The organism is Nonomuraea sp. NPDC049400, assembly GCF_044466425.1.
Lineage (GTDB): Bacteria > Actinomycetota > Actinomycetes > Streptosporangiales > Streptosporangiaceae > Nonomuraea.
This window is the reverse complement of sequence record NZ_JBITMP010000090.1, coordinates 1-20,724: the sequence shown is the minus strand read 5'-3', so window position 1 is coordinate 20,724 and position 20,724 is coordinate 1. Positions and strand designations below refer to the sequence as shown.

Genomic DNA, 20,724 nt, shown 5'->3' with positions numbered 1-20,724 from the left:
ATCGACGAGTTGGTCGAGCAATGAGCGATCCTGGACGAAGAGCGCGGGCCTGATCGCCGGAAAGCGCGACGCCACTCGGCTCGGATTCGGCCTTCAGCTCGTCACCGTTCGGTGGGCCGGGGCGCTCCTGGAGGATTCCGGCGTGCCGGCCTCGGTCATCGACTTCGTGGCCGAGCAGTTCCGCATCGTCGATCCGTTGTATGAGGAGGTACACCGAGCGGACCAGGACGCGCTTCGACCATCAGCGGGAGATCCGATGGTCGTAGGCTTCACGTGCCTTGAGCAGCTGGGGAAGATGGTTCTGTGCCCAGACGCGGCAGGCCGCAATCGGTTCGAGCAGCGTGCGGCCCAGCGGTGTCAGCTCGTACTCGACCCGGGGTGGGATCTCCAGGTAGGCGGTGCGGGTGATCAGCCCGTCGCGTTCGAGCGCGCGCAGTGTCTCGGTGAGCACCTTCGGCGTGATCCCGCGCAGCGGGGTGCGGATCTCAGTAAACCGGCGAGGGCCGTGCTCAAGGCAGATGAGGACCATCGCTGACCATTTCTCGCCGATCCGGATCGGCATGACGCTGGATGGGCAGGCCGGGTCGAACATCTCAGGGTCGAGTGGCACAGTCACTATCCTGACGCTAACTCAGTACCATTGAAGTAACAAGTATCTTCCGGATACCGTTCCGAGCAGTGGCGGGTGACTTTGCCTGCCGGACAGAACGGAGTATCCAGATGAGCAAGATCGTTATTTTCGGTGCCGGTGGCAAGGCCGGCCGCGCGGCGGTCGGCGAGGCTCGCATGCGCGGCCACCAGGTCACCGCGGTGGTCCGTGATCCGGCCAAGTACGGCGACCTGACGGCCGATGAGGTGACGGTCGTGGCGGGTGATGTCACGGACGTGGACAGCGTCGCCGCGGTCGCAGCCGGCCACGATGCGGCGATCAGCGCCGTCTATGACGCCGAAGCGTCGCCCGACAGCTTCTATGCCAGCGCGGCCACGGCGTTGCTGGACGGATTGTCCCGTGCCGGAGTCGGCCGGTTGCTGGTGGTCGGCCTTGGCACCCTCCTGGAGACCGAGCCAGGGGTGCGGCTCATGGACACGGACGAATTCCCGCCCGAGTATCGGCCGTTCTCTGAGGGCCATGCCGCAGGACTGCAGGTTCTGCGCTCCACCGCCGGCAGCCTCGATTGGGTGTACGCCAGCCCCACCGGAAATTTCGACCACGACGGTTCACGAGTCGGCCACTACCGGACCGGTGGCCCTGCGGGCACCGGCCTCATTTCCTACGCCGACTTCGCCATCGCCCTGCTCGACGAGATCGACACCCCCAAGCATCACCGCACCCAGATTGCTTTTACCAACTGATCCAACGGGCAAATCGGCGACCGATCGACGACTCAGCGGTGGCGGCACCCAGACCGGACCCACCACGTCGAGCGAACAAGCGACGAGTCAGGTCACTTCAGGAAACAGCTCTTCCGGGAAGTAACCTGGCGGCATGCCGTCCTCCACGCCCAGCTCGGCCTCACTCGGCCGGGCTCCGGCGACGAGGGCTACCTGTCCGATAAGGGGTGGCGTCATGGGTGGTGTCTTCCTTCGCGGGTCGGGTGGGTCAAAACCGAGCGGCTCGTCGACGAGCACCACGCGGACGCGGCCCTCTTCGATGTCGCCGTGCAAGGTCAGGACCTTGTGGACGGTGCTGCTCATGCCGTAGGCCGAGCGGGCCCGGGCGTCTTCCAGCGGCAGGCTGTACTCGTGGACGCGCCGCATGGCGGTGTCGAGGTCAGGGAAGATTTTTTGGGCGCCGATGATGAGCAGCACATTCTGGGCGCCGTAGGCCATTGAGGCCAGCTGGCTGCCGCTTGCGGAGGCGATGACAAGGTCTCCGTTGTGGGTCAGCGCGTGGACGCTGCCGACCACCCACTGCGGGGCGGCACCGAGGCGGCGCATCTCGCCCATCTGGGTCGCGGGGTCCATCGCCATCAGCATTGGTCGGGTCGCGGTGTAGCGGCCGGAGCTGTCGATCTCCTGGGTCAGGCCGATCGCGTCGGCGGTCACCGAAGACGCGGTGAACACCTCAGCGCCGTCAGGCAGCAGGTCCAGCGCCGCCTGCCGGGCCGCGGCCGCGTCGGACACGCGGCGGACGCGGTTATCTGGGGTGCTGAGAAGGCGTCAGGTATGTAAGGCACGCGGGCTCCCGACGAACGTGCCTGACAAGTTATCTGGGGTTGTCAGGCACGTTCGTCACCCTGCGGCTGTCCCCCTGAGCGGCTCAGTGACGCGCCCGAGAGCCGCCACGGCGGACATCAGCGCTGTATCGTCGGCACCGATCGGGCTGCCTCGGATGCGTGAGGACGGTCATGGCCCTGCCCGGCCGTTGTGAGGGCCAGGTGTTGCCATCGGTCAGCTGAGTGAGGTCCAGAAGTCGTAATGGTGGTCACGGACGAAGTCGGCGGGCTTGATGCCGCCGTCGCCCGGGGCCAGGGACTGGACGAAGGGGCGTGCGGCGGTGAAGGGGTGCCAGACGGGTGCGCCCGGGCCGTTGGGGTCGCCGGTACGGGCGAAGCGGGTCCAGTAGCCGATCATGTGGTCGGCCAGGCGGCGCTGCTGGTCGGTGAGGTCCTCGTTGTAGCCGACGTCGAACAGGTAGGGGAGCTCGGAGGCGTGGTAGGCGCCCATGTCATACGGCTTGGGGAAGGCGGCGAACCACGGCGCTGCGGGGTCGGCGAACTCGAAGGCGTACGCGCGGGTGTGCCGTGACAGCGCCTTGCCGGTGTCGAGGGCTGGACGGGCGTACTCGGAGTCGGTCAGCGCGGCGGCCAGCGCTTGGCTGGGCGAGGTGTAGGCGGACAGCGGATAGCGGGCCAGGACCTTGCCCGCGTCGGCGCCGAAGGCGGCGCGGACCTCCTCGTCGTAGCGGTCGGCCGGGATCGGGCCGCGGTACTTGGCCATCTCCAGGCCCCACACGTGCATGCGCTGCTCGTGACGGTTGATGCCGTACAGCACCGGCACCCGGGCGAAGTGGCCGGACGTGGCCGCCCGTGCCGGGTCCAGCGGAAGAAGCGCGCCGCCGACGACCGGGCCGAAGCCGGGCTGGGCCGGATCGGCGGCCGCCTGCAGCAGCTTCTCGGCCGGGACCGCACGCAGTTGCCGGGCGGTTGGCGACTCGCCCAGGCCCAGCCGCTTGGACAACGCCCGGCCGTCGCGTTCTGCCTGGGCGCGGGGGCGAGGGTTGTTGGCCATGGCCAGTGACGGCGACCAGGCGGCGGTGCAGGGGGCGCTTTGCAGGATCGCGCGGTGGAACAGGCTGGTCGATCCGGGTGCGGCCAGGTGGGCGCACACGGCGATGGCTCCAGAAGACTCACCGAACAGGGTGACGTTGCCCGGATCGCCGCCGAAGACGGCCGCGTTGCGCCGGACCCAGCGCAGGGCGGCCTGCTGGTCGGCCAGCCCGTAGTTGCCCACCGGCCCGTCGGAGTCGTCCAGGGCGGGATGGGCCAGGAAGCCGAAGGCGCCGAGCCGATAGTTGACGGTCACCACGATCACGTTGCCCTGGACGGCGAGGCGGCGGGCATCGTAGAGGTGGCCCGCGCCGTCTTTGAAGCTGCCGCCGTGGATCCACACCATCACCGGCAGCTTCCCGCCCTGCCGATGGCGAGGGGTGGTGACGTTCAGGTACAGGCAGTCCTCACTGGTGCTGCCGCCGCCCAGGTGGTCGCCGGTCTGGGCGCACATCGAGCCCGGCACGGCGGCCGGGCGCGGCTTGCTCCAGGCCGCCACCGGCTGCGGGGCCCGCCAGCGCAGCTCGCCCACCGGCGCGGCTGCGTACGGGATGCCCAGGAACGAACGGTGGTCGGCGGCGACAATGCCGCGCACCGGCCCCCGGTCGGTACGCACCAGCGTCTCATCGGCACCGGCGACCGCCACCGACGGACTCATCATGGCACCCGCCATCCCCAAGGCGGACAGCCCCGCCCCGATCTTGCGCGTGCCGCTCATCTGCTCACGCTCCCCGCCTCGGCGATCTCATCGCCGCAACGACGCGTCGTGCCAGTGAGCGTCAGACAGGCCGACGCCCTCGTCCACATATTCATGATCATTTCCTTGGATCATCGGTCGCCGGCCACGGCCGTACAGAGTCGGCAGCTCTCGGGGGCGCCGGCGAACCTCACATAAGCCCCATGGGGTGACACCCCTAAGCCTCCGCCAGCGGCGATTCCGCGATCAACGTAGACTTCGTGCGCCGATTGATAATCGTGGAGTTATCGGGAGAGGTCGTGGAGCTGCGGGACATCGAGATCTTCCTGGTACTGGCCGAAGAACTGCACTTCGGCCGCACCGCTGAGCGCCTGCACATCTCCCAGGCTCGGGTCAGTCAGGCCATCAAGAAGCACGAGCGCCGCCTGGGAGCCGCTCTATTCGACCGCACCACCCGCACCGTGACGCTCACCCCGGTCGGACGGCGTCTGCGGGATGACCTCCGGCAGGCCTACGACCTGATTCAGAGCGGTCTCGCCCGGGCAAGCGCCGCCGGGCAAGGGTTACGCGGCACCCTGCGACTGGGGATCATGGGCGTCTTGGGCAACGAACTGCGGCCAGTGATCGATAAGTTCCTGACCGATCACCCCGACTGCGACGTCGAGATCGTGGAGTTCCACTTCAGCAACCCCTTCACGCTGCTGCGAGCGGGCAGAACCGATCTGCAGCTGATGTGGTTGCCGGTACGCGAGACGGACATCACCGTCGGCCCCGTCGTGCTCACCGAGGAGCGCGTGCTGGCCGTCCCGTCGCACTCCGACCTGGCCGCCCGGGAGTCGGTGTCACTGGAGGACCTGGCCGGACGCACCGCGCCCGACCCCGGTCCCGACGCCCCCGCATATTGGATCACGGCCATGCTGCCCGAGCACACGCCCAGCGGACGCCACATCTCGCGCGGACCGGCGGCACGGACCTTCCACGAAATCCTGGCTCTCGTCGCCGCCGGCGCCGCCGTCTGCCCGCTCAACGCACACGTCACCCGGTACTACACCCACCCCGACATCACCTACGTACCGATCGGCGACGCCCCGCCCGCGGATTGGGCGCTGGTCTGGCACACCACCCGTGACAACCCCTCCCTGCGCGCCTTCGTCGAGACCGGCCGCGCCCTCGGGTCCCGGCCGATGACCCGCGCCGCCCACACCCGCTGACCGACGCCGACCCCGACGCATGCCAGCCCCCAGCGGGCCGACCATGGCGACAGCCATCGAGCGCTTCCTCGACTCCATCACCCACGGCCACCACCCGCGCCGGCTACGCCGAGACCCTCACCCGCCCGACCGCCGCCAGCACCTGGCCAGCCTCGACCACTACGTGCGACTCGGCGAAGAGACCTCCGCCCGCATCACCGCCGAGACCCGACCCCCGCCCAGCGTCGCCGCACTCGCTGACTCCCACACCACCCGGGGACCATGCCTTACATGCCTGACAAGATCATCATGCTCTGACCTGCGAAAAGATGCCCACAACCCCAGATAACGATCGTAGCCGCGGGCTTGCAGCGCTTCGGTCGCGGCCGCGACGGCGACCTCGTCCGCAGGGGCGGCGTAAGCAGTGTTGGGGGTTGCGGTCATCACGTCATCTCCATCTATTTGAGGGCCAGGCGACATAGTAAACCATCATTCATTTACTATGTCTGCATGACGATTGGACGACCGCGAACGGTGAGCGACGAACAGGTCCTGGCAGGCGCTGCGCGAGTGATCGCGCGTGTGGGTCCCGCACGGTTGACGCTGGCGGAGGTAGGCCGTGAGGTCGGATTGTCCGCGGCTACCGTGCTGCAGCGCTTCGGGTCCAAACGGGGGGTCCTGCTGGCGGTGGCCCGTCACGGGGCCGATGCCTTGCCCCTCCAGGTGGCCGCGGCGCAGGACGCGAGCGCTCCCACCGCGGCCCTGATCGACGTTCTCGCCGGCATCGCCGGTGGCATCCGCAGCTCGGAGGAGTTCGCCAACCACCTGGCGTTCCTGTTGCTGGAGCTGGCTGACCCGCAGTTCCAGCAGATCAGCAGCGACTACACCGTGGCCGTCGAACGCGCCATCGCGGACGTCCTGGCTGCCGGCCAAGCCGCGGGTGAGCTCATCTCGGATGATCTCGGCCGACTACCGCGGGCGATTCACGCCGCCTACAACGGAGCACTCCTCACCTGGGGCCTGGCCGGCGACGGCAGTCCAGCCGAGCAGGTCCGCGACCAGCTGACGCTACTCCTCGGCCCCTACCTCCAGCCCACGCGCCCAGCTCAGCCGGGCCCGTCATCATGACGGCCACCACGTCCGGCGCCAGCCCGCAACCGGAGGTGGCCGGCCGGCGCCCACACCGCAACGCCACAGCGACCCGGGCCCTGCGCGTGCTGTGGGCGGCCAGCGTATTGGGCGGGCTCGGGGGTCGAAGTGCAGCGGAACGAAAACGTACGCTAAGCCCGTTCTCACAGGTCAGCCTTGGCATCTGAACGTCGGCTTCCTGCGGCTCGACTGCGTGCGATCCAACGACCGGCTGCGTGCCTACTACCGCGAGCGGGGCTTCGCACACCGTGGCGAAGTCGCCCGTCATGGGCGCACCCGGGCAGCGGGACAAGGAGGGACCGACCACCTGGGGTCAGCCGCTACGAACGGCCGTTCAAGGGCGGGCAAAGAGGCGCCAAAGTCATGCTCTAGCGTGATCACCATGAAGGCGGCTCGGTATCTGTGCTGGCTGGCCTGGGCGCAGAAGGGCCGGGTCGCGCTGGGCGCGACGCTGGGAACCCTCTGGATGGTGGGTCTGACGCTCCCGCCGTATCTGCTGTCCAGGGCGATCGACGACGACCTGGCGCCCGCCTGGGTGCTGGCGCTGCTCGGCGCGGGCCTGGTCAACGCCTGGGTGGCGATGTTGCGGCACCGCACGATGACCAAGATCCGGATGGACGCCAACTTCCGCACCGTGCGCGCCCTGGTCGAGCAGATCAACAAGCTGGGCGCCGACCTGCCCAAGCGCGCTTCGGCGGGCGACGTGGTGACGATCGGTATCGGCGACGTCATCGCCATCGCCGCCTCGCTGACGGTGACCGGCCCCGGCGTGGGAGCGGTGATCAGCTACGGCGTGGTGGCGGCGCTGCTGCTGCAGGTCTCCGTGGTGCTGGCCGTGGTGGTGCTGCTGGGCGTGCCGCTGCTGGCGATCCTGCTCGGCCCGCTGCTCGGGCGGCTGATGAAGGTGCAGAACGGCTACCGCGAGAACCAGGGCAGGCTGACCACCCGCCTGGTCGACCTGATCGAGGGGCTGCGGGTGCTCAACGCCTTCGGCGGCAAGGGCACCTACGCCGAGCGGTACCGCGCCGACTCGGCGAGCCTGCGCGAGCAGGGCTACCGGGTGGCGTCGCTGACGAGCTGGATCGGCGCGCTGGGCGCCGGATTGCCCGCCCTGTTCCTGGCCGCCGTCACCTGGCTGGGTGCCCGGCTGGCCGCCGAGGGGGCGATCACGGTGGGCGAGCTGGTCGGGGTATACGGGTACATCGCCGTGCTGGTGGTGCCGGTCTCCTTCTTCATCGAGGGCAGCTTCCAGATCAGTCACGGCCTGGTCGCCGCCCGCCAGGTCACCCGCTTCCTCGCGCTGCGCGCCGAGGAGCGGCCCCGGCCCGCCGGGCCGGAGGTCGCGCGGGGGAGCCTGGTGGGGCTGGTCAGCGCCCGGCCCGAGGAGAGCGTGGCGCTGCTCGAAGGGCTGGGCGGGTTCGACGGCACCTCCCTGATCGCCGACCACGACGCCGCCCTGTTCGCGGGCACGCTGCGCGAGGTCCTCCAGGGCCGGGGCGATGCGGACGACGAGGCCATCCACCGGGCCGTGCACGTCGCCGCGGCGCAGGACGTGGTCGCAGGGCTGCGCCACGGGCTCGACTCGATGATCGAACCCGGCGGCCGCAACCTGTCGGGCGGCCAGCGTCAGCGCGTGCGCCTGGCCCGGGCGCTGCTGGCCGAGCCCGAGGTGCTGCTGGCCGTGGAGCCCACCTCCGCGCTGGACGCGAACACCGAGTCCCTCCTCGCGGGGCGGCTCCGTACGGCACGCGCCGGCCGTACGACGGTCGTGGCCACCACCTCGCCGCTGCTGCTCGCCCAGGCCGACCAAGTGCTGTTCATCGAGGACGGGCGGGTGACCGCCACCGGCACCCACCGCGAGCTGATGGAGTCCACCCCCGCATACCGATCGGTGCTCGCATGAACCGCGACCTGCCCATCGCCGACCGCCGGCAGGTACGGCGGGCCGCCCTACGCCTGGTCAGGCGCGACGTGCCGGGCTTTGTCGCGGCGCTGCTGCTCAACAGCCTCGCGGCGGCCGCAGCACTGGTCAGCCCGTGGTTGCTGGGCCGCATCATCGACTCAATCAGCGCCGGAGGCACGGTCGACCTGCTCGCCGCGATCGCCGTGGGCGCGGCGCTGGCCCAGCTGGTCCTGTCCAGGTACGCCGAGAAGATCGGCACGCGCTTCAGCGAACGTGTCCAGGAACACATCCGCGCCGAACTCCTGGACCGCGTGCTGGCCCTGCCCGCCGCCACGGTCGAGCACATCCGCACCGGCGACCTGACCGCCCGCGGAACCACCGACGTGGCCGTCGTCGGCCGCACCCTGCGCGACGCCGCCCCCGCGATCCTCGTCTCAAGCCTGCAGGCGCTCTTCCTGATCGTCGCCGTGTTCCTGGTCGACCCGGTCCTGGGCGCCTGCGGCCTGCTCGCGCTGGCCGGCATCGTGGCCGCCTCCCGCTGGTACCTTCGCCGCGCCCGCCCCGCCTACCTGGAGGAAGGCGCCGCCCGCTCGGAGCTGGCCGAGCACCTGGCCGCCAACGCCGCGGGCGCCCGCACCATCGAGGCCCTGGGCCTGCAGGCCAAGCGTACCCGGGCGGCGGAACGGGCGATCGAGCGCAGCCGGGCCGCCCAGCTGCGGACCCTCTTCCTGCGCAGCGTGCTCTGGCCCTCGGTGGAGGTCTCCTCGCTCCTGCCGCCCGCGCTGGTACTGCTGCTCGGCGGGGTGCTCCTGGACCGCGGCCAGGTCACGCTGGGCGCGGTCGTCACCTGCGTGCTCTACCTGCGCCAGCTCGGCCAGCCGATCGAGACGATCCTGATCTGGCTGGAGCAGCTGCAGAGCAGCGGCGCCTCCTTCGCCAGGATCGAGGGCCTCGCGACACCGGCGCGGGAGGAGGTCGCCGCCGCGGCGCCGCAGGGCGACCGCATCGAGGCGTGCGGCGTGCACTTCGCCTACGAAGGCGGCGACGACGTGGTGACCGGCGTCGATCTGACCGTACGGCCCGGCGAGCGCCTGGCCGTCGTCGGCCCCTCGGGAGCCGGCAAGTCCACCCTGGGCAAGCTGCTGGCCGGCATCGACCGCCCTCGCCTGGGCACGGTCACCGTCGGCTCGGTGCCCGTCGTCGACCTTTCCCCCGCCCAACTCCGCGAGCACGTCGTCCTGGTCACCCAGGAACAGCACCTGTTTCTCGGCACTGTCCGCGACAACCTGCTGCTGGCAGATCCGACGGCCGGCGACGACCGCCTGTGCAAGGCGCTGGCGGCGGTCGGCGCCGACTGGGTCGCCTCGCTCGACGACGAGCTGGGGTCCCAGTCGTCCGGCGCCACCCTCGGCCCGGACCGGGTCCAGCAGCTCGCCCTGGCCAGGGTCATCCTGGCCGACCCGCACACCGTCATCCTCGACGAGGCCACCGCCATGCTCGACCCCCGTACGGCCAGGCGCGCCGAACGCTCGCTCGCCGCCGTCCTGGAGGGGCGGACCGTCATTGCGATCGCCCACCGCCTGCACACGGCCCGCGACGCCGACCGAGTGATGGTCATGGACAACGGCCGGGTGGTGGAAGTCGGAGCCCACGACGAACTGGTCGCGGCGGGCGGGGTGTACGAGGCGCTGTGGAGGTCGTGGCACGGCTCGCGAAGTGTCGGCGCCGAACACGATTCTCCCCGCGCTGACCGGTGAAGCCGGGAGACGACGGTCAGACCTCGGCGCCGGAAGATCGGGCCGCGGGCTCGAGCGTGGAGTGAAGGAGAGACGCGAGGCCCAAGGCCCGGGCGATCCGGCCGAAGGTATCCACGCGAGGGAGCCGGCGATCGCTCCCCACATCCCTGACGCAGCGCACGGACACACGGCCATCAGAGGGGGCGGGGCTGGTCAGCAGGCGGTGTCCTCGGCGGCCGGGATGGCGCGCTGAGTGTCGGGCTGGGCGTCCGTGAGGGTCTTGTGGACGACGCCGATGGAGACTTTGACTCCGGCGGCGATGGTGCGGATGGATTCGCCGCGCTGGCGGCGGGCGAGGATGGCGGCGCGTTTGTCGTTGTCGACGACCGGTCGGCGGCCGCCGACCCTGCCGCGTTTGCGGGCGGCCTCCAGGCCATTCTTGGTCTTGCGGGTGATGTCGCGACGGCGGTCTTCAGCCAGGGCGAGGGCCAGGTCGAGAATTAGGGAGCGTTCGGTGTGCTCGCCGGCCGCGATGCCCTCCAGCACCTTGACGCCGATGCCGCGCTGGAACAGGTCGTTGAGGACAATGAGTCCTTCGAGGAGGTTGCGGCCGAGTCGGTCAACCTCTTGAACGGTCAGCAGGTCGCCGTCCCGCATGTGGGACAGCGCGTTCAGCAGCGCGGGCCGGTCGTCGGTGCTCAGCTTGCCGCTGATCTTCTCCTCGAAGACCCTCAGACAGATCGGATCGAGGGCGTCGTGCTGGCGCTGGGTGTTCTGCTTGTCGGTACTGACTCGGACCAGGCCGATGAGCGCCATCAGGAGCGTCCTTCGTTCATCAAACGTGCTGCGAGGGATAGCTGAACGCTACTGGAAAATGAACGGCAAGATGAACGCTCTGACGAAACAGGGCGGCTCACTCGAACATGCTCCCGCCGACGTTCATCATACGACCGTTAGATGAACGCCTGGACGGCCGTTGACGGTCAGATCTCGTCGTCGGCTCCGGCGATCTTCTGCCTCGATCACACTGCCAGCTGTCGCCACGCAGACCGGGGGGTGCTCAGCCTTCCTCGTCCTCAGCGTCAGGATCGGGGGTCTCTGGGTCACGTAGCGGGCGTCGGGCGCCGCCGAGCTCGTGGCGGTAGAAGGAGTAGCGGCCGTGCACGTTGATGTGCTTGCAGATGAACGGCGACAAGCGGGCCACGTCCGCTTCCTGCACTGGATAGCCCTGCTCGCGCAGCTGGGTGAGGGCGTCGTCGATGTATGTGGTGTTCCACAGCACCAGGCAGTTCAAGACGATGGCCAGCGCGCCGAGCTGGTCTTCGAGTCCGTCGTAGTAGCGGTGGAACAGCTGACCTTTGCGGCCGTGGAAGACTCGTTCGGCCAGGGCATGCCGTCCCTCCTGCAGGTTGCGGATGCCCTTGATGTCACGTCGCAGATCCTCATCGTCGATCAATGCCAGCACATGCAGCGACTTGAAGACGCGGCCGTAGGTGTTGATGGCCTCGCCCAGCGCGGTGGGGTGGCCGTCGCGCTGCAGCATCCGCACCACGTCGTACGGGCTGACCTCGCTGGTGTAGATGGAAGCGACCAGCCGGGTGATGTCGTCCCAATGATGAGCGACCTTGGCCAGGTCCAAGCGGCCGCGGGCCAGCTGCATGGAAACAGCCGGGCGAGGTAAGACTCGAGTAGCTTAGGGCGTCCGCCAGTAGGTGCCGAACCTGAGCGGTGGTAGCGGGGCTGGGAAGGTTCCCCCGATCATGGATTCTCTACGCTTCCGCGTTCGCCACCGCCGTGGCGGCAGACCATGAGCAGGTGCGTTATGTTGCTCGGGTGCTGGGCCTCGCTCAGCACCGCAGCGCCGTGCGGTTTGGCGCAGCTGGTCCATCGTCACGAGCGGAAGCGGGGGCCTTCATGCCCGATCTGGACCTTTCGGCGGGAACCATCGACTACCAGGACACCGGCGGCGATGGCCCCGTGCTCGTCCTGCTGCACGGTGTCGCCATGGATGGTTCGCTCTGGCGCCACGTCGTCGCCGGGCTCCGCGACGACTTCCGTTGCGTCGTCCCCACCCTCCCGCTCGGCGGCCACCGTCGTCCGATGCACCCGGACGCTGACCTGTCGATCCTCGGCGTCGCCCGGCTGGTGGACGAGTTCCTCGAACGGCTCGACCTCAGCGATGTCACGCTGGTGCTGAACGACTGGGGCGGCGCACAGAGCCTTGTCGCCGACGGCCGCACGGCCCGCATCGGCCGGCTCGTCCTCACCTCCTGCGAGGCCTTCGACAACTACCCGCCCGGCTTGCCCGGCAGCAACCTGGTCACCTCCGCCAGGCTGCCCGGCGGCCTGGCCCTGGCCTTCAATCTGCTCCGCCTGAAGCCCCTGCGCCGACTCCCGATGACCTGGGGCTGGATGACCAAGCGGCCGGTGCCACCCGAGATTATGGACGCTTGGTTCCGGCCTGTGATCAGCTCCGCTGAGGTACGCCGCGACCTGCGCAAATACGTCCTCAGCACCCCGCCAAAGGCCGAGCTGCTCGCCTGGTCTGAGGCGCTCAGCACCTTCAACCGCCCCGCCCTTGTCGCCTGGGCCGTCGAGGACCGCGTGATGCCCGCCTCCCACGGCCGCCGCCTGGCCGAGCTACTGCCGCAGGCCAAGCTCGTCGAAATCGCCGACAGCTACACCCTCATCCCCGAAGACCAGCCCGCCGTCCTCACCGCCCACCTGCGGGACTTCCTCAACGGCCAGCCATGAAGCACCGAGGCCTTTCGGGTGGCCCTGGTCGAGGCCACCAACACCTGCAGCGTCGTCCCTTCCTCATCTACGACCAGGCGCGCACCGTCGTCTGCCCCGCGGGCACACCAGCGCCTCCTGCGCCCAGACCCACTCGACCAGAGGCGTTCCACGTCCAGGTACGCTTCGCCGTCATCGACTACCACACCTGCCCATTGCGGCAGTGCGGCCCCACCGCCGACACCCACAGTGGGGACGGGCGCTGACCCTGCGTCGCCCCCCGCCAGCGGGCCGCCCGCACCCCTTGACACCAGCGTCAAGGGGTAGCGCCTCCAGAGCACGCTTGTGCAGACGCGACGCCCGGTCCATCTGTCACGGGTTCAAGCGTCGCGTCGAGAAGCGCGTCCAGTCGTCGCTGCGAACTCTGAAGCTGGGCTCCGCGGCGAGCTTGCGGGTCGAGGTGGTCGTCCACCGCAACGGCGACATCGGATCCCCGCGCATGTCCGGCTCGACCAAAGCCAACAGCGCCGGACGGAGGTCCGGATCGAGATCGGCCACCTGCTTGCGCCCACCACCAGGGCGACGCGCCCGACCCAGCGGCTCCTGCCCCGACTCCAATTCCTGCACGCCGGCCGATACCGTTGCCTCGCGAACCCCGGCTGCCCTGGCCACCGCCCGGATCCCGCCATGCCCCAACGCGCGGGCTTCGGCCCGCAGCAGCAACCGCCGCTGCCGCTCATCCAGATGCGGAAAGACCGCTTCGAACTTCGCCGCCAGCATCGTCACCATCTCTGCCGCCACGCCCATTCCACAGCAACGATCGACAGCCCCGAAAGCTACGGGTTATTCCCCCGCAAGCCCTAAGGCGAGGACCGCGGTCTCACGCGCGAAACGTGCGGCGGTAGGTGTCCGGTGGCACGCCGATCGTGCGGTGGAAGTGGCGGCGCAGTGTCGTGGCCGTGCCCATGCCCGTGGCCGAGGCGATGGTCTCGACGCTGTCATGGGTGGTCTCCAGCAGTTCCTGCGCGCGGCGGATCCGCTGTGTCATCAGCCACTGCAGCGGGGTGGTGCCGGTTATCGAGCGGAAGTGGCGGGTCAGGTGGCGCGCGCTCATGTTCGCCTGGCGGGCCAGGTCCTCCACGGTGAGCGGCTGGTCCAGTCGCCGCATCACCCAGGTGAGCAGTTCGGCCAGGGGATGGCCGTCCTGGGCGGGCACCGGTGTGGCGACGAACTGGGCCTGGCCACCGGCCCGGTGGGGCGGCACGACCAGACGGCGGGCGGCCACGTTGGCGATCGCCGAGCCGTGGTCGCGGCGGACCAGGTGCAGGCACAGGTCCATCGCCGCGGCCTTGCCCGCGGACGTGAGCACGTTGCCGTTGTCGACGTAGAGCACGTCCGGGTCGACCTCCACCCGGGGGTAGCGCGCGGCGAGCTCCTCGGTGTGGGCCCAGTGCGTGGTCGCGCGCAGCCCGTCGAGCAGCCCGGCGGCGGCGAGCACGAACACGCCCGTGCACAGGGAGACCACCCGCGCGCCCGACTCGTGAGCCGTGCGCACCGCCTCGACCAGGTCGGCCGGTGGGTCCTCGTCGACGTCCGCCAGGCCGGGGACGATCACGGTGCCGGAGTGTGCCAGCCGGTCGAGCCCGCAGTCGGGTTCCAGCAGGAACCGGCCGACCTGGACGGCGTGCGTGCCGCACACGCTGACGTCGTACCAGGGTCCTGGCACGGCGTCCGGGGCGGAGCCGAACACCTCGTAGGCCAGGGCCAGCTCGAAGTGGAGCATCCCGTCGGTGGCGGCGATCGCGACGGAGCGCGGGACTGAGTTCATGTCGGGAATTGTACGGGTCATGTCGTTCCGGACGCTGGCACCGATGAGCCGGCCACGACAGGATTTGCGCAGTGAATCACTTCGAGCACTTTGGAGCAGGCATGGGATCGGGTCGGAACGTTGCGGTGTTCGGCGCCTACGGGCACACGGGGCGGTTCGTGGTCGCGGAGTTGCGCGAGCGCGGATACGTGCCGCTGCTCCTCGGCCGCGACCAGGACAAGCTGCAGGCACTGGCGCAGGCCAACCCGGGACTGGAAGCGCGGCAGGCATCGGTCGACGATCCCGCCTCCCTCGACCGCGCGCTGGTCGGCGCGGCGGCCGTGATCAACTGCGCCGGGCCCTTCGCCTCGACCGGCGCCCCGCTGGTCGAGGCGGCGCTGCGGGCCGGCATCCCGTATGTCGACGTGGCGGCCGAGATCGAGGCGAACGTTGACACGTTCGCGCACTTCGCGGAGCGCGCCCGCGCCGCGGGCACCGTGGTGGTCCCGGCGATGGCCTTCTACGGCGGCCTCGGCGATCTGCTGGTCACCACCGCGATGGGCGACTGGACGGCAGCCGATGAGGCGCACATCGCCTACGGCCTGAACAGCTGGCACCCCACCACCGGAACGCTCGCTTCCGGCGTGGTCTCCGGGCAGCGACGGGGTGGCCGCCGCGTCCGCTACACAGGAGGACAGCTGGAGTACCACGACAACGCCCTGCCCACCCTGGAGTGGCACTTCCCGGCGCCGCTGGGCGCCCAGAAGGTCATCGGCGAGTTCAGCATGGCCGACATCGTCACCGTTCCCAGCCACCTGGCGATCCCAGAGATTTGCACCTACATGACCGCCAAGGCTGCCGGAGACCTGTCCGCTGCTGACTCGGCACCGATCGCCGTCGACGAGCGCGGCCGCTCCGCGCAGACCTTCGTCGTCGACGTCCTGGTCCGCTCCGGCGGCACCGAACGCCGCGCGTCTGCCGCCGGTCAGGACATCTACGCCATCAGCGCGCCGCTCGCGGTGGAGGCCGTCGATCGCATCCTCACCGGCCGGACCAAGACCACCGGCGTCGCCTCCGCGGGCGCGGTCTTCGACGCCCCGGACTTCCTGCGCGCCCTGTCCCCGCACCTCTCACTGCACGTCCCGCTCGACACCCGCGGCTGACCGGCGACCCGGACCGGGCCCCAGACCGTGGTCAGTGCGGTCGATGAGCAGGCCGGTCACCCGTACGGGGCTGCCCTGCGGGCCTGACCGGGCCACTCGCGCCATCCGAGCCATCGCTAGGCTAGGACGTCTACCTGTCCTGTGCTGACATAATTTGTCCGGTGCGTTTATGGACGGTCCAGCATCGAATGGTTCTCGAGTCGCTGGAGGACAGTGGTGAATTAGTTGGCGACTGGGCCAGGGTGCTGAGCCACTCATACCGTCCTGCTTACGAGGAAATGGCGGCGGAGATGGCACGGCGCGGTATCGACTGCGCGGGCCGACCGCCGTTGTGGGCATGGCCCGGGCCGGATACCCGCGATGATCGAGTGGCGTTGACAGCGGAACTCCTCCTCAATCCCGATGGTCCAGAGGAGTATGACCGCTATGTCGTCCTTGATCTGGATGTGCCCGATGAGTTCGTAGTACTCAGCTCATATGGGCTATGGAACGACTTCCTGGAAGCGATCTTCATGGGTGACAGTTCCCCGCGCATGGACTGGTCGATCGACCAGAACGAGCTCGATGAACAGGCCTATGCGCGCGTCCAGGCATGCCTTCCGCGCGTGGCAGGCCCATGGGTCCTGAGCGTCCGCCCGTTGAAGCCGTCGTCGTTGGATGAGCCCGAAGAAACGCCGTGCACGGTTGAAGCTGGTAAATAGGTGATGCTCCGTCGTCATGCGACTGGGTCGCGGAGCCAGCTCCTGATCGAGGCGATGTCGATGGTGCCCTGACAGATCCGCTCGCCCGAGGGGCTACCAGGGGACCCGGTGGGAAGCAGGGAATCTAACCGACGCGGCGGCCGCGACGCCACCTGAGGCCGATCCTGCCCGCGACCGCCGCGGCCGGGCCAGTCGTGGCCGGAGTGGTACCCACCGACCCCGCGCTGGATTACCCGCCAGGGCAGCCGACCGGCATCACCACGAGCGGACTCATCTACCAGGCGGCCGACTGCGCGCTGTTCGCCGGGCTCAGCGCCGCCGCGTTCATCCTGGCCCGGCATTTGAGACAAGCAAGCCGGGGATGGGCCGTGTACTCCCGCGTGTCCGGCGCACTGATCATCGTCTTCGCGTTCGCCGCCGGCATCGCCTACCCCCTCGACACGCTGGGCGTCTGGCGACCGGCGCCCCGCTGGCCTGCTCGAACATCTCTCGACGCCGCACGTGGAGATTCCGAACGGAACCAAAGAACTTCTTGATCGGACACGGTCTCTAATCCGGTGTTCGATCTATGAAAGGAACCCAAGTGTTCATGTCCGCCAAGACGATCGTCGCCGCATCCCTCCTTGCCGCTGGAACGCTCACCACCGCCGCGCCCGCGCAGGCGGCCGTCGAGACGCCGCAGAGCGTTTGCGGCAACGGTTTCCGTGTGGTGAAGGACGGCGTCCGGACGATCAAGGATAGGCAGGGCGCCGAGCTCGGCAAAGTCTTCCTGCTCTACAACAGGAGGACCGGCTACAACTGCGCAGTGACGTTCCGGACCCTGTTCGACGTCAACCACGCCAAGCTCCGGATGGGCGCCACGCTGACCGTCCAGACCACCACTCCTCCGCTGACCTCCTCCAGGTCGACCTCGGGCGTCTACAGCAGGCACACCAAGCCGGTGAAGCTGTTCGCACGTGGTCTGTGCGTCAAGTACTCGGGCACCATCCAGAGCCCGGCCTCCCGCTGGGAGGGGAAGGGCGGTCGCGACAAGTGGGGCAACTGCGGCAGGTGACCCGGTTCGGGGTGGTGTGCTCACACCACCCCGAACGACCGCCGGTGAGCGACTCCACCAGAAGAGGAAACCATGACGGCACCTCTCGCCGACGTGCCGTTGGCCCGCCGCGCCCGTTATTGCGGCAACCTGTCGCCTGGACACGATCGCCGTACAGAAGCCGCACCGTCTCCGCTTAGCGATGCGGGCTGGCGGGCCGCGGCAGCCTTGCGCGCTTGGCTGGGATAACGCGCATCCGTGCGGGTGGCAGCACGCAGTCGATAGGGGAAGAGGGTTCGGTGCCCCTTCCCTTAGGGAGCCTGGCCGGAGGCTATCGCGTGGCACACATCACTGCCTCGGAGGTCTCCGCGATGGTTTTCCCGAGGCTGGGGACTGAGCCATTTCCATCCTGCAAGGCCAGGTCACAGGCTCGTTGCAACCAGCCGGACTTGATCCGCAAGTAGAGAAGCCCCTGGTAGATGCGTTGTCGACCAAGAGCAACAGCATCCCCAGGAGCTTCGCGTGCTGTTCTACCGTGCCGCGTTGCCGTTGTCACGCCGGACGTTGATGTTCCTGTCCAGTCTCATCCGCCGTCACCGCAAGAAGATCGGCTCGCGCTGGCGACGGCTGAACCCGGGCCAGCAGGCCATGCTCGCGCTCGTCCACCTGCGCAAGGGTGAGACACTCACCGAACTGGCAGCGGGCTTCGCCGTGGGCGCCACCACCGCATGGCGCTACATCCGTGAAGCCATCAGGCTGCTGGCCGACCGCTCGCCTGGCCTGGACCAGGCGTTACGAGCCGTCCGGCGCGCCGGCTACGCCTTCGTGGTGCTGGACGGCACCTTGATCCCGATCGATCGAGTCGCTGCCGACCGGCCCTACTACTCGGGCTGTGAGAATCATGTTGTGCTGCTCCGGGCCATGGCCTGACTCGTACTCTGGCTGGCCTTATGTGTGCCTAGTGTTTGATCTGTCGGCCATGGCCCAGAGCAGTGCCTGCTGCCGGGCTGAAGCAGACGTGTCCCGATAGGGGCCTTGCCGTCTACACGAGCGCCATCACAGTCCCGACCGCCTGACCAGGCCCGGCGACCACCAGTAGGCCAGCGCGCTGTCAAGGAGGACGTGTGATCGTGCCTGGAAGGCCACAGGACGTCAAGGACAATCGGTTCGCTGCCCGTGAGAACATCGTGCTGGGAGTGGACACCCACAAAGATGTCCATGTGGCTGCGGTCGTGTCGAGCCTTGGCGTGCTGCTGGGGCATCGGGCCTTCGCCGTCTCCTCCGTCGGCTATCGACAGTTGCTGGCCTGGGCTCGCGGCTATGGGCAGGTGAGCCGAGCCGGCGTGGAAGGGACCGGATCGTATGGCGCGGCCTTGACCCGCTACCTGCGACAGGAGGCCATTACCGTCACCGAGGTGAACCGGCCGGACCGAGCGATGCGCCGGAGCCGCGGCAAGACCGACGCCGTGGACGCCGAAGCCGCCGCTGTCGCAGTGCTGTCCGGGCGTGCCACCGCCATTCCCAAGACCGCAGATGGCCAGGTCGAACAGATGCGGATCTACAAGGTCGTCAAGGACTCGGCGGTCAAGTCCCGCACGCAAGCGATCAACCAGATGAAGATGCTCCTCGTCAACGCCGAACCTGCACTCCGGGAGTCACTGACAGCTTGGGCACCGCGACCTTGGTAGCTCGATGCGCAGCACTGCGGTCCGACGACCACTCCGGAGTGGAGGCTGCCTGCAGGCATGCCCTTCGTCTGCTAGCCATGCGCATTCAGCAGCTCACCCATGAGATCAAGGACCTCGACGGGCGCATCGCTGCTGCGGTCAAGACGACTGCGCCACGGCTTCTCCAGCAGTTCGGTGTGGGCTCAGACTCTGCTGCCACCCTGCTCATCGCAGCCGGCGACAACCCCGAACGGCTCGCCGGCGAGGCATCGTTCGCCGCCCTGTGCGGTGTCAGCCCTGTCGAAGCTTCGTCAGGCAAGAGTCAACGCCATCGATTGAACCGTGGCGGCGATCGCCAGGCGAACGCCGCCCTGTTCCGGGTAGTTATCACCCGTATGCGGCGCCATCAGCCCACCCGCGACTACATCGCCCGCCGCACGCAGGACGGACTCTCGAAGCGAGAGATCATCCGCTGTCTGAAGCGCTACCTGTCGAGGACCTTCTTCAAAATCATCAAAGCTGCTCTCGCACCCCCTGCTGCGACAGAAGGGACTTGACGAACATAGGGGCATCAAGCACAAGAAGCACGGTATGAACATCCAGGTCCTGGCCGCTCCGTGTCGACGACACGTGAAAACTGGGTCTGGCACGAATTCCGTGAAGGGGTGGGCTCAGTCGGCGAGTAGGACACGTTTGCGCAGTAGGTCGGGGTTAGCTCGTCCATACATCTGTCGCTTGAGCATCCACATAATGATGCGGTTGACGTGTCCCTCGACCGGGCCGGAGCTGTAGGGCAGGGTCACACCGGCGCGGGCTGCGTCGAGATCGCGGTGCAGGCCCGTGATGAAGGAGCGCAGTTCGGGCAGTTCGTCGGCGGCGGCTGTGGCCATCCAGCGTTCGAGGTGGTGGCCGTGTCGGTTGGCCATCATGTCGGCGAAGGCGCGGACGTGGTCGTAGAGCCTGGCCAGAGGTGGGCAGGCGGTGGTGAGTGCGTCGAGGTGTCGCTGCTCGTCAGTGGTGAGGGTGGCGGGGTTGCGCAGGAGCCATCCGGTAGCTTGCCGCACTGTGGGTGGGGCTGGGAGCGGCGGTTTCCTGGTGGTGTGCGAGCGCCAGGGTTGCAGGTATTGGCGGACGGTGGTGGGAGCGCCGCGGTAGCCGCGTTCGCGGAGTTCTTGGTAGAGCTGCTCGGCGTTGGTGCAGCCCTCGTTCCAGCGGTGGCGCAGGTAGGGCTCGAAGGCGTCCAAGGCTCGTGGGCGGCGTCCGGTGCCGTCCTTGACCAGCAGTTCCTCGGGAGTGGCGGCGCGAGCGAAACGGCGCACGGTGTTACGGGCCAGGCCGAGCTCGGTGGCGATCGCGCGCAGGTCCTGTCCCTGGGTGAGCAGGTGGTGAATGGCAGCATGCCGTTGTCGCGTGCGCTCGGCCAGTGGTCCTGTTCGAGCCGGTGATTGGGTGTCTGGCCTGGCTGGCCGGGCGCAGGCTTCGCCGGGTTCGGTCGGTGGGGTGAGTGACGGGAGGCCGCGCAGGACTGCGCGGTGTTTGGCCAGGGTGCGTTCGACGGCCTCGCTGAGGTTGCGCCACATGGTACTGGTGGGCCGCTGACGAGGTGCCTGCTGAGCAGGTCCTGTTCCAGCGGCCCCCAGCCCGAACGACGCATGCGACTTATCACCGCACGTCGC

Annotated in this window: 16 protein-coding genes and 5 pseudogenes; 13 read left to right on the top strand and 8 right to left on the bottom strand. The window is 68.8% G+C overall.

Features of this window, described 5'->3' with window-relative positions; genetic code table 11:
- Nucleotides 1-49 precede the first annotated feature (49 nt).
- Nucleotides 50-184, top strand: a pseudogene (locus ACIBVN_RS57730) (DUF4158 domain-containing protein); the annotation flags it as partial.
- A 57-nt stretch (nucleotides 185-241) separates the two neighbouring features.
- Here the strand turns inward: ACIBVN_RS57730 and ACIBVN_RS57725 are convergent.
- Entirely contained in the window at nucleotides 242-616 is a 375-nt protein-coding gene (locus tag ACIBVN_RS57725; RefSeq protein ID WP_355413816.1) for a helix-turn-helix domain-containing protein, read from the bottom strand.
- Nucleotides 617-720: 104 nt separating this feature from the next.
- Between ACIBVN_RS57725 and ACIBVN_RS57720 the strand changes: the two genes are divergently transcribed.
- Nucleotides 721-1,353 carry an NAD(P)-dependent oxidoreductase gene (locus ACIBVN_RS57720; protein WP_397150936.1) on the top strand — a complete coding sequence of 211 codons (633 nt, stop codon included), beginning with the start codon at nucleotides 721-723 and terminating at the stop codon, nucleotides 1,351-1,353.
- Nucleotides 1,354-1,440: 87 nt separating this feature from the next.
- Here the strand turns inward: ACIBVN_RS57720 and ACIBVN_RS57715 are convergent, their stop codons facing one another.
- Together ACIBVN_RS57715 and ACIBVN_RS57710 are read right to left on the bottom strand one after the other, a co-directional pair.
- Nucleotides 1,441-2,124: an LUD domain-containing protein gene (locus tag ACIBVN_RS57715; protein ID WP_397150934.1), complete on the bottom strand. Its 684-nt coding sequence runs from the start codon at nucleotides 2,122-2,124 to the stop codon at nucleotides 1,441-1,443.
- 267 nt (nucleotides 2,125-2,391) lie between these two features.
- Nucleotides 2,392-3,987, bottom strand: a complete 1,596-nt coding sequence (locus tag ACIBVN_RS57710) for a carboxylesterase/lipase family protein (protein WP_397150932.1) — start codon at nucleotides 3,985-3,987, stop codon at nucleotides 2,392-2,394.
- 239 nt (nucleotides 3,988-4,226) lie between these two features.
- Between ACIBVN_RS57710 and ACIBVN_RS57705 the strand changes: the two genes are divergently transcribed.
- The 4 genes from ACIBVN_RS57705 (at nucleotide 4,227) to ACIBVN_RS57690 (ending at nucleotide 9,965) form a co-directional block, all read left to right on the top strand.
- Nucleotides 4,227-5,177 (top strand): LysR family transcriptional regulator, encoded by a 951-nt coding sequence (locus ACIBVN_RS57705; protein WP_397150930.1) that lies wholly within the window; start codon nucleotides 4,227-4,229, stop codon nucleotides 5,175-5,177.
- Between the two features lie 489 nt (nucleotides 5,178-5,666).
- Nucleotides 5,667-6,284 carry a TetR/AcrR family transcriptional regulator gene (locus ACIBVN_RS57700; protein WP_397150928.1) on the top strand — a complete coding sequence of 206 codons (618 nt, stop codon included), beginning with the start codon at nucleotides 5,667-5,669 and terminating at the stop codon, nucleotides 6,282-6,284.
- Nucleotides 6,285-6,687: 403 nt separating this feature from the next.
- A complete protein-coding gene (locus tag ACIBVN_RS57695) occupies nucleotides 6,688-8,208 on the top strand; it encodes an ABC transporter transmembrane domain-containing protein (RefSeq protein ID WP_397150926.1) in 1,521 nt (506 codons plus the stop codon).
- Nucleotides 8,205-9,965: an ABC transporter ATP-binding protein gene (locus ACIBVN_RS57690; protein ID WP_397150924.1), complete on the top strand. Its 1,761-nt coding sequence runs from the start codon at nucleotides 8,205-8,207 to the stop codon at nucleotides 9,963-9,965. Before ACIBVN_RS57695 ends, ACIBVN_RS57690 begins: the two co-directional genes overlap by 4 nt.
- 192 nt (nucleotides 9,966-10,157) lie before the next feature.
- On the opposite strand, the gene ACIBVN_RS57685 is transcribed toward ACIBVN_RS57690, so the two are convergent.
- Nucleotides 10,158-10,760: a recombinase family protein gene (locus tag ACIBVN_RS57685; RefSeq protein WP_397150922.1), complete on the bottom strand. Its 603-nt coding sequence runs from the start codon at nucleotides 10,758-10,760 to the stop codon at nucleotides 10,158-10,160.
- A 244-nt stretch (nucleotides 10,761-11,004) separates the two neighbouring features.
- Nucleotides 11,005-11,604 carry a Tn3 family transposase gene (locus ACIBVN_RS57680; protein WP_397150920.1) on the bottom strand — a complete coding sequence of 200 codons (600 nt, stop codon included), beginning with the start codon at nucleotides 11,602-11,604 and terminating at the stop codon, nucleotides 11,005-11,007.
- A 254-nt stretch (nucleotides 11,605-11,858) separates the two neighbouring features.
- On the opposite strand from ACIBVN_RS57680, the gene ACIBVN_RS57675 reads away from it, so the two are divergent.
- On the top strand, nucleotides 11,859-12,698 hold the full coding sequence (locus tag ACIBVN_RS57675; protein ID WP_397150918.1) for an alpha/beta fold hydrolase: 840 nt from the start codon (nucleotides 11,859-11,861) through the stop codon (nucleotides 12,696-12,698).
- 414 nt (nucleotides 12,699-13,112) lie between these two features.
- Here ACIBVN_RS57675 and ACIBVN_RS57670 read toward each other — a convergent pair.
- Both ACIBVN_RS57670 and ACIBVN_RS57665 read right to left on the bottom strand, forming a co-directional pair.
- Nucleotides 13,113-13,457, bottom strand: a pseudogene (locus tag ACIBVN_RS57670) (ISAzo13 family transposase); the annotation flags it as partial.
- Nucleotides 13,458-13,557: 100 nt separating this feature from the next.
- Complete coding sequence (locus ACIBVN_RS57665) at nucleotides 13,558-14,505, bottom strand: helix-turn-helix domain-containing protein (protein WP_397150916.1); 948 nt, start codon at nucleotides 14,503-14,505, stop codon at nucleotides 13,558-13,560.
- A 101-nt stretch (nucleotides 14,506-14,606) separates the two neighbouring features.
- Between ACIBVN_RS57665 and ACIBVN_RS57660 the strand changes: the two genes are divergently transcribed.
- The 6 genes and pseudogenes from ACIBVN_RS57660 to ACIBVN_RS57635 all read left to right on the top strand — a co-directional run bounded on the left by ACIBVN_RS57660 (nucleotide 14,607) and on the right by ACIBVN_RS57635 (nucleotide 19,605).
- On the top strand, nucleotides 14,607-15,647 hold the full coding sequence (locus ACIBVN_RS57660) for a saccharopine dehydrogenase family protein (RefSeq protein WP_397150914.1): 1,041 nt from the start codon (nucleotides 14,607-14,609) through the stop codon (nucleotides 15,645-15,647).
- 161 nt (nucleotides 15,648-15,808) lie between these two features.
- On the top strand, nucleotides 15,809-16,348 hold the full coding sequence (locus tag ACIBVN_RS57655; RefSeq protein WP_397150912.1) for a DUF3841 domain-containing protein: 540 nt from the start codon (nucleotides 15,809-15,811) through the stop codon (nucleotides 16,346-16,348).
- A 149-nt stretch (nucleotides 16,349-16,497) separates the two neighbouring features.
- Nucleotides 16,498-16,884: pseudogene (locus ACIBVN_RS57650) on the top strand (DUF998 domain-containing protein); the annotation flags it as partial.
- Between the two features lie 53 nt (nucleotides 16,885-16,937).
- Nucleotides 16,938-17,402, top strand: a complete 465-nt coding sequence (locus ACIBVN_RS57645) for a hypothetical protein (protein ID WP_397150910.1) — start codon at nucleotides 16,938-16,940, stop codon at nucleotides 17,400-17,402.
- Between the two features lie 501 nt (nucleotides 17,403-17,903).
- A pseudogene (locus ACIBVN_RS57640) lies at nucleotides 17,904-18,308 on the top strand (transposase family protein); the annotation flags it as partial.
- Nucleotides 18,309-18,511: 203 nt separating this feature from the next.
- Nucleotides 18,512-19,605 (top strand): annotated as a pseudogene (locus ACIBVN_RS57635) (IS110 family transposase).
- Nucleotides 19,606-19,719: 114 nt separating this feature from the next.
- Here ACIBVN_RS57635 and ACIBVN_RS57630 read toward each other — a convergent pair.
- Nucleotides 19,720-20,628, bottom strand: a complete 909-nt coding sequence (locus ACIBVN_RS57630; RefSeq protein ID WP_397150908.1) for a transposase — start codon at nucleotides 20,626-20,628, stop codon at nucleotides 19,720-19,722.
- Nucleotides 20,629-20,724 lie beyond the last annotated feature (96 nt).

What these genes read in the sequence shown, in the direction of transcription:
- ACIBVN_RS57720 (WP_397150936.1), top strand. Translation starts at nt 721, where the DNA reads ATGAGCAAGATCGTTATTTTCGGTGCCGGTGGCAAGGCCGGCCGCGCG.
- ACIBVN_RS57710 (WP_397150932.1), bottom strand. Translation starts at nt 3,987, where the DNA reads ATGAGCGGCACGCGCAAGATCGGGGCGGGGCTGTCCGCCTTGGGGATG.
- ACIBVN_RS57700 (WP_397150928.1), top strand. Translation starts at nt 5,667, where the DNA reads ATGACGATTGGACGACCGCGAACGGTGAGCGACGAACAGGTCCTGGCA.
- ACIBVN_RS57695 (WP_397150926.1), top strand. Translation starts at nt 6,688, where the DNA reads ATGAAGGCGGCTCGGTATCTGTGCTGGCTGGCCTGGGCGCAGAAGGGC.
- ACIBVN_RS57690 (WP_397150924.1), top strand. Translation starts at nt 8,205, where the DNA reads ATGAACCGCGACCTGCCCATCGCCGACCGCCGGCAGGTACGGCGGGCC.
- ACIBVN_RS57685 (WP_397150922.1), bottom strand. Translation starts at nt 10,760, where the DNA reads ATGGCGCTCATCGGCCTGGTCCGAGTCAGTACCGACAAGCAGAACACC.
- ACIBVN_RS57680 (WP_397150920.1), bottom strand. Translation starts at nt 11,604, where the DNA reads ATGCAGCTGGCCCGCGGCCGCTTGGACCTGGCCAAGGTCGCTCATCAT.
- ACIBVN_RS57675 (WP_397150918.1), top strand. Translation starts at nt 11,859, where the DNA reads ATGCCCGATCTGGACCTTTCGGCGGGAACCATCGACTACCAGGACACC.
- ACIBVN_RS57665 (WP_397150916.1), bottom strand. Translation starts at nt 14,505, where the DNA reads ATGAACTCAGTCCCGCGCTCCGTCGCGATCGCCGCCACCGACGGGATG.
- ACIBVN_RS57660 (WP_397150914.1), top strand. Translation starts at nt 14,607, where the DNA reads ATGGGATCGGGTCGGAACGTTGCGGTGTTCGGCGCCTACGGGCACACG.
- ACIBVN_RS57645 (WP_397150910.1), top strand. Translation starts at nt 16,938, where the DNA reads ATGTCCGCCAAGACGATCGTCGCCGCATCCCTCCTTGCCGCTGGAACG.
- ACIBVN_RS57630 (WP_397150908.1), bottom strand. Translation starts at nt 20,628, where the DNA reads ATGTGGCGCAACCTCAGCGAGGCCGTCGAACGCACCCTGGCCAAACAC.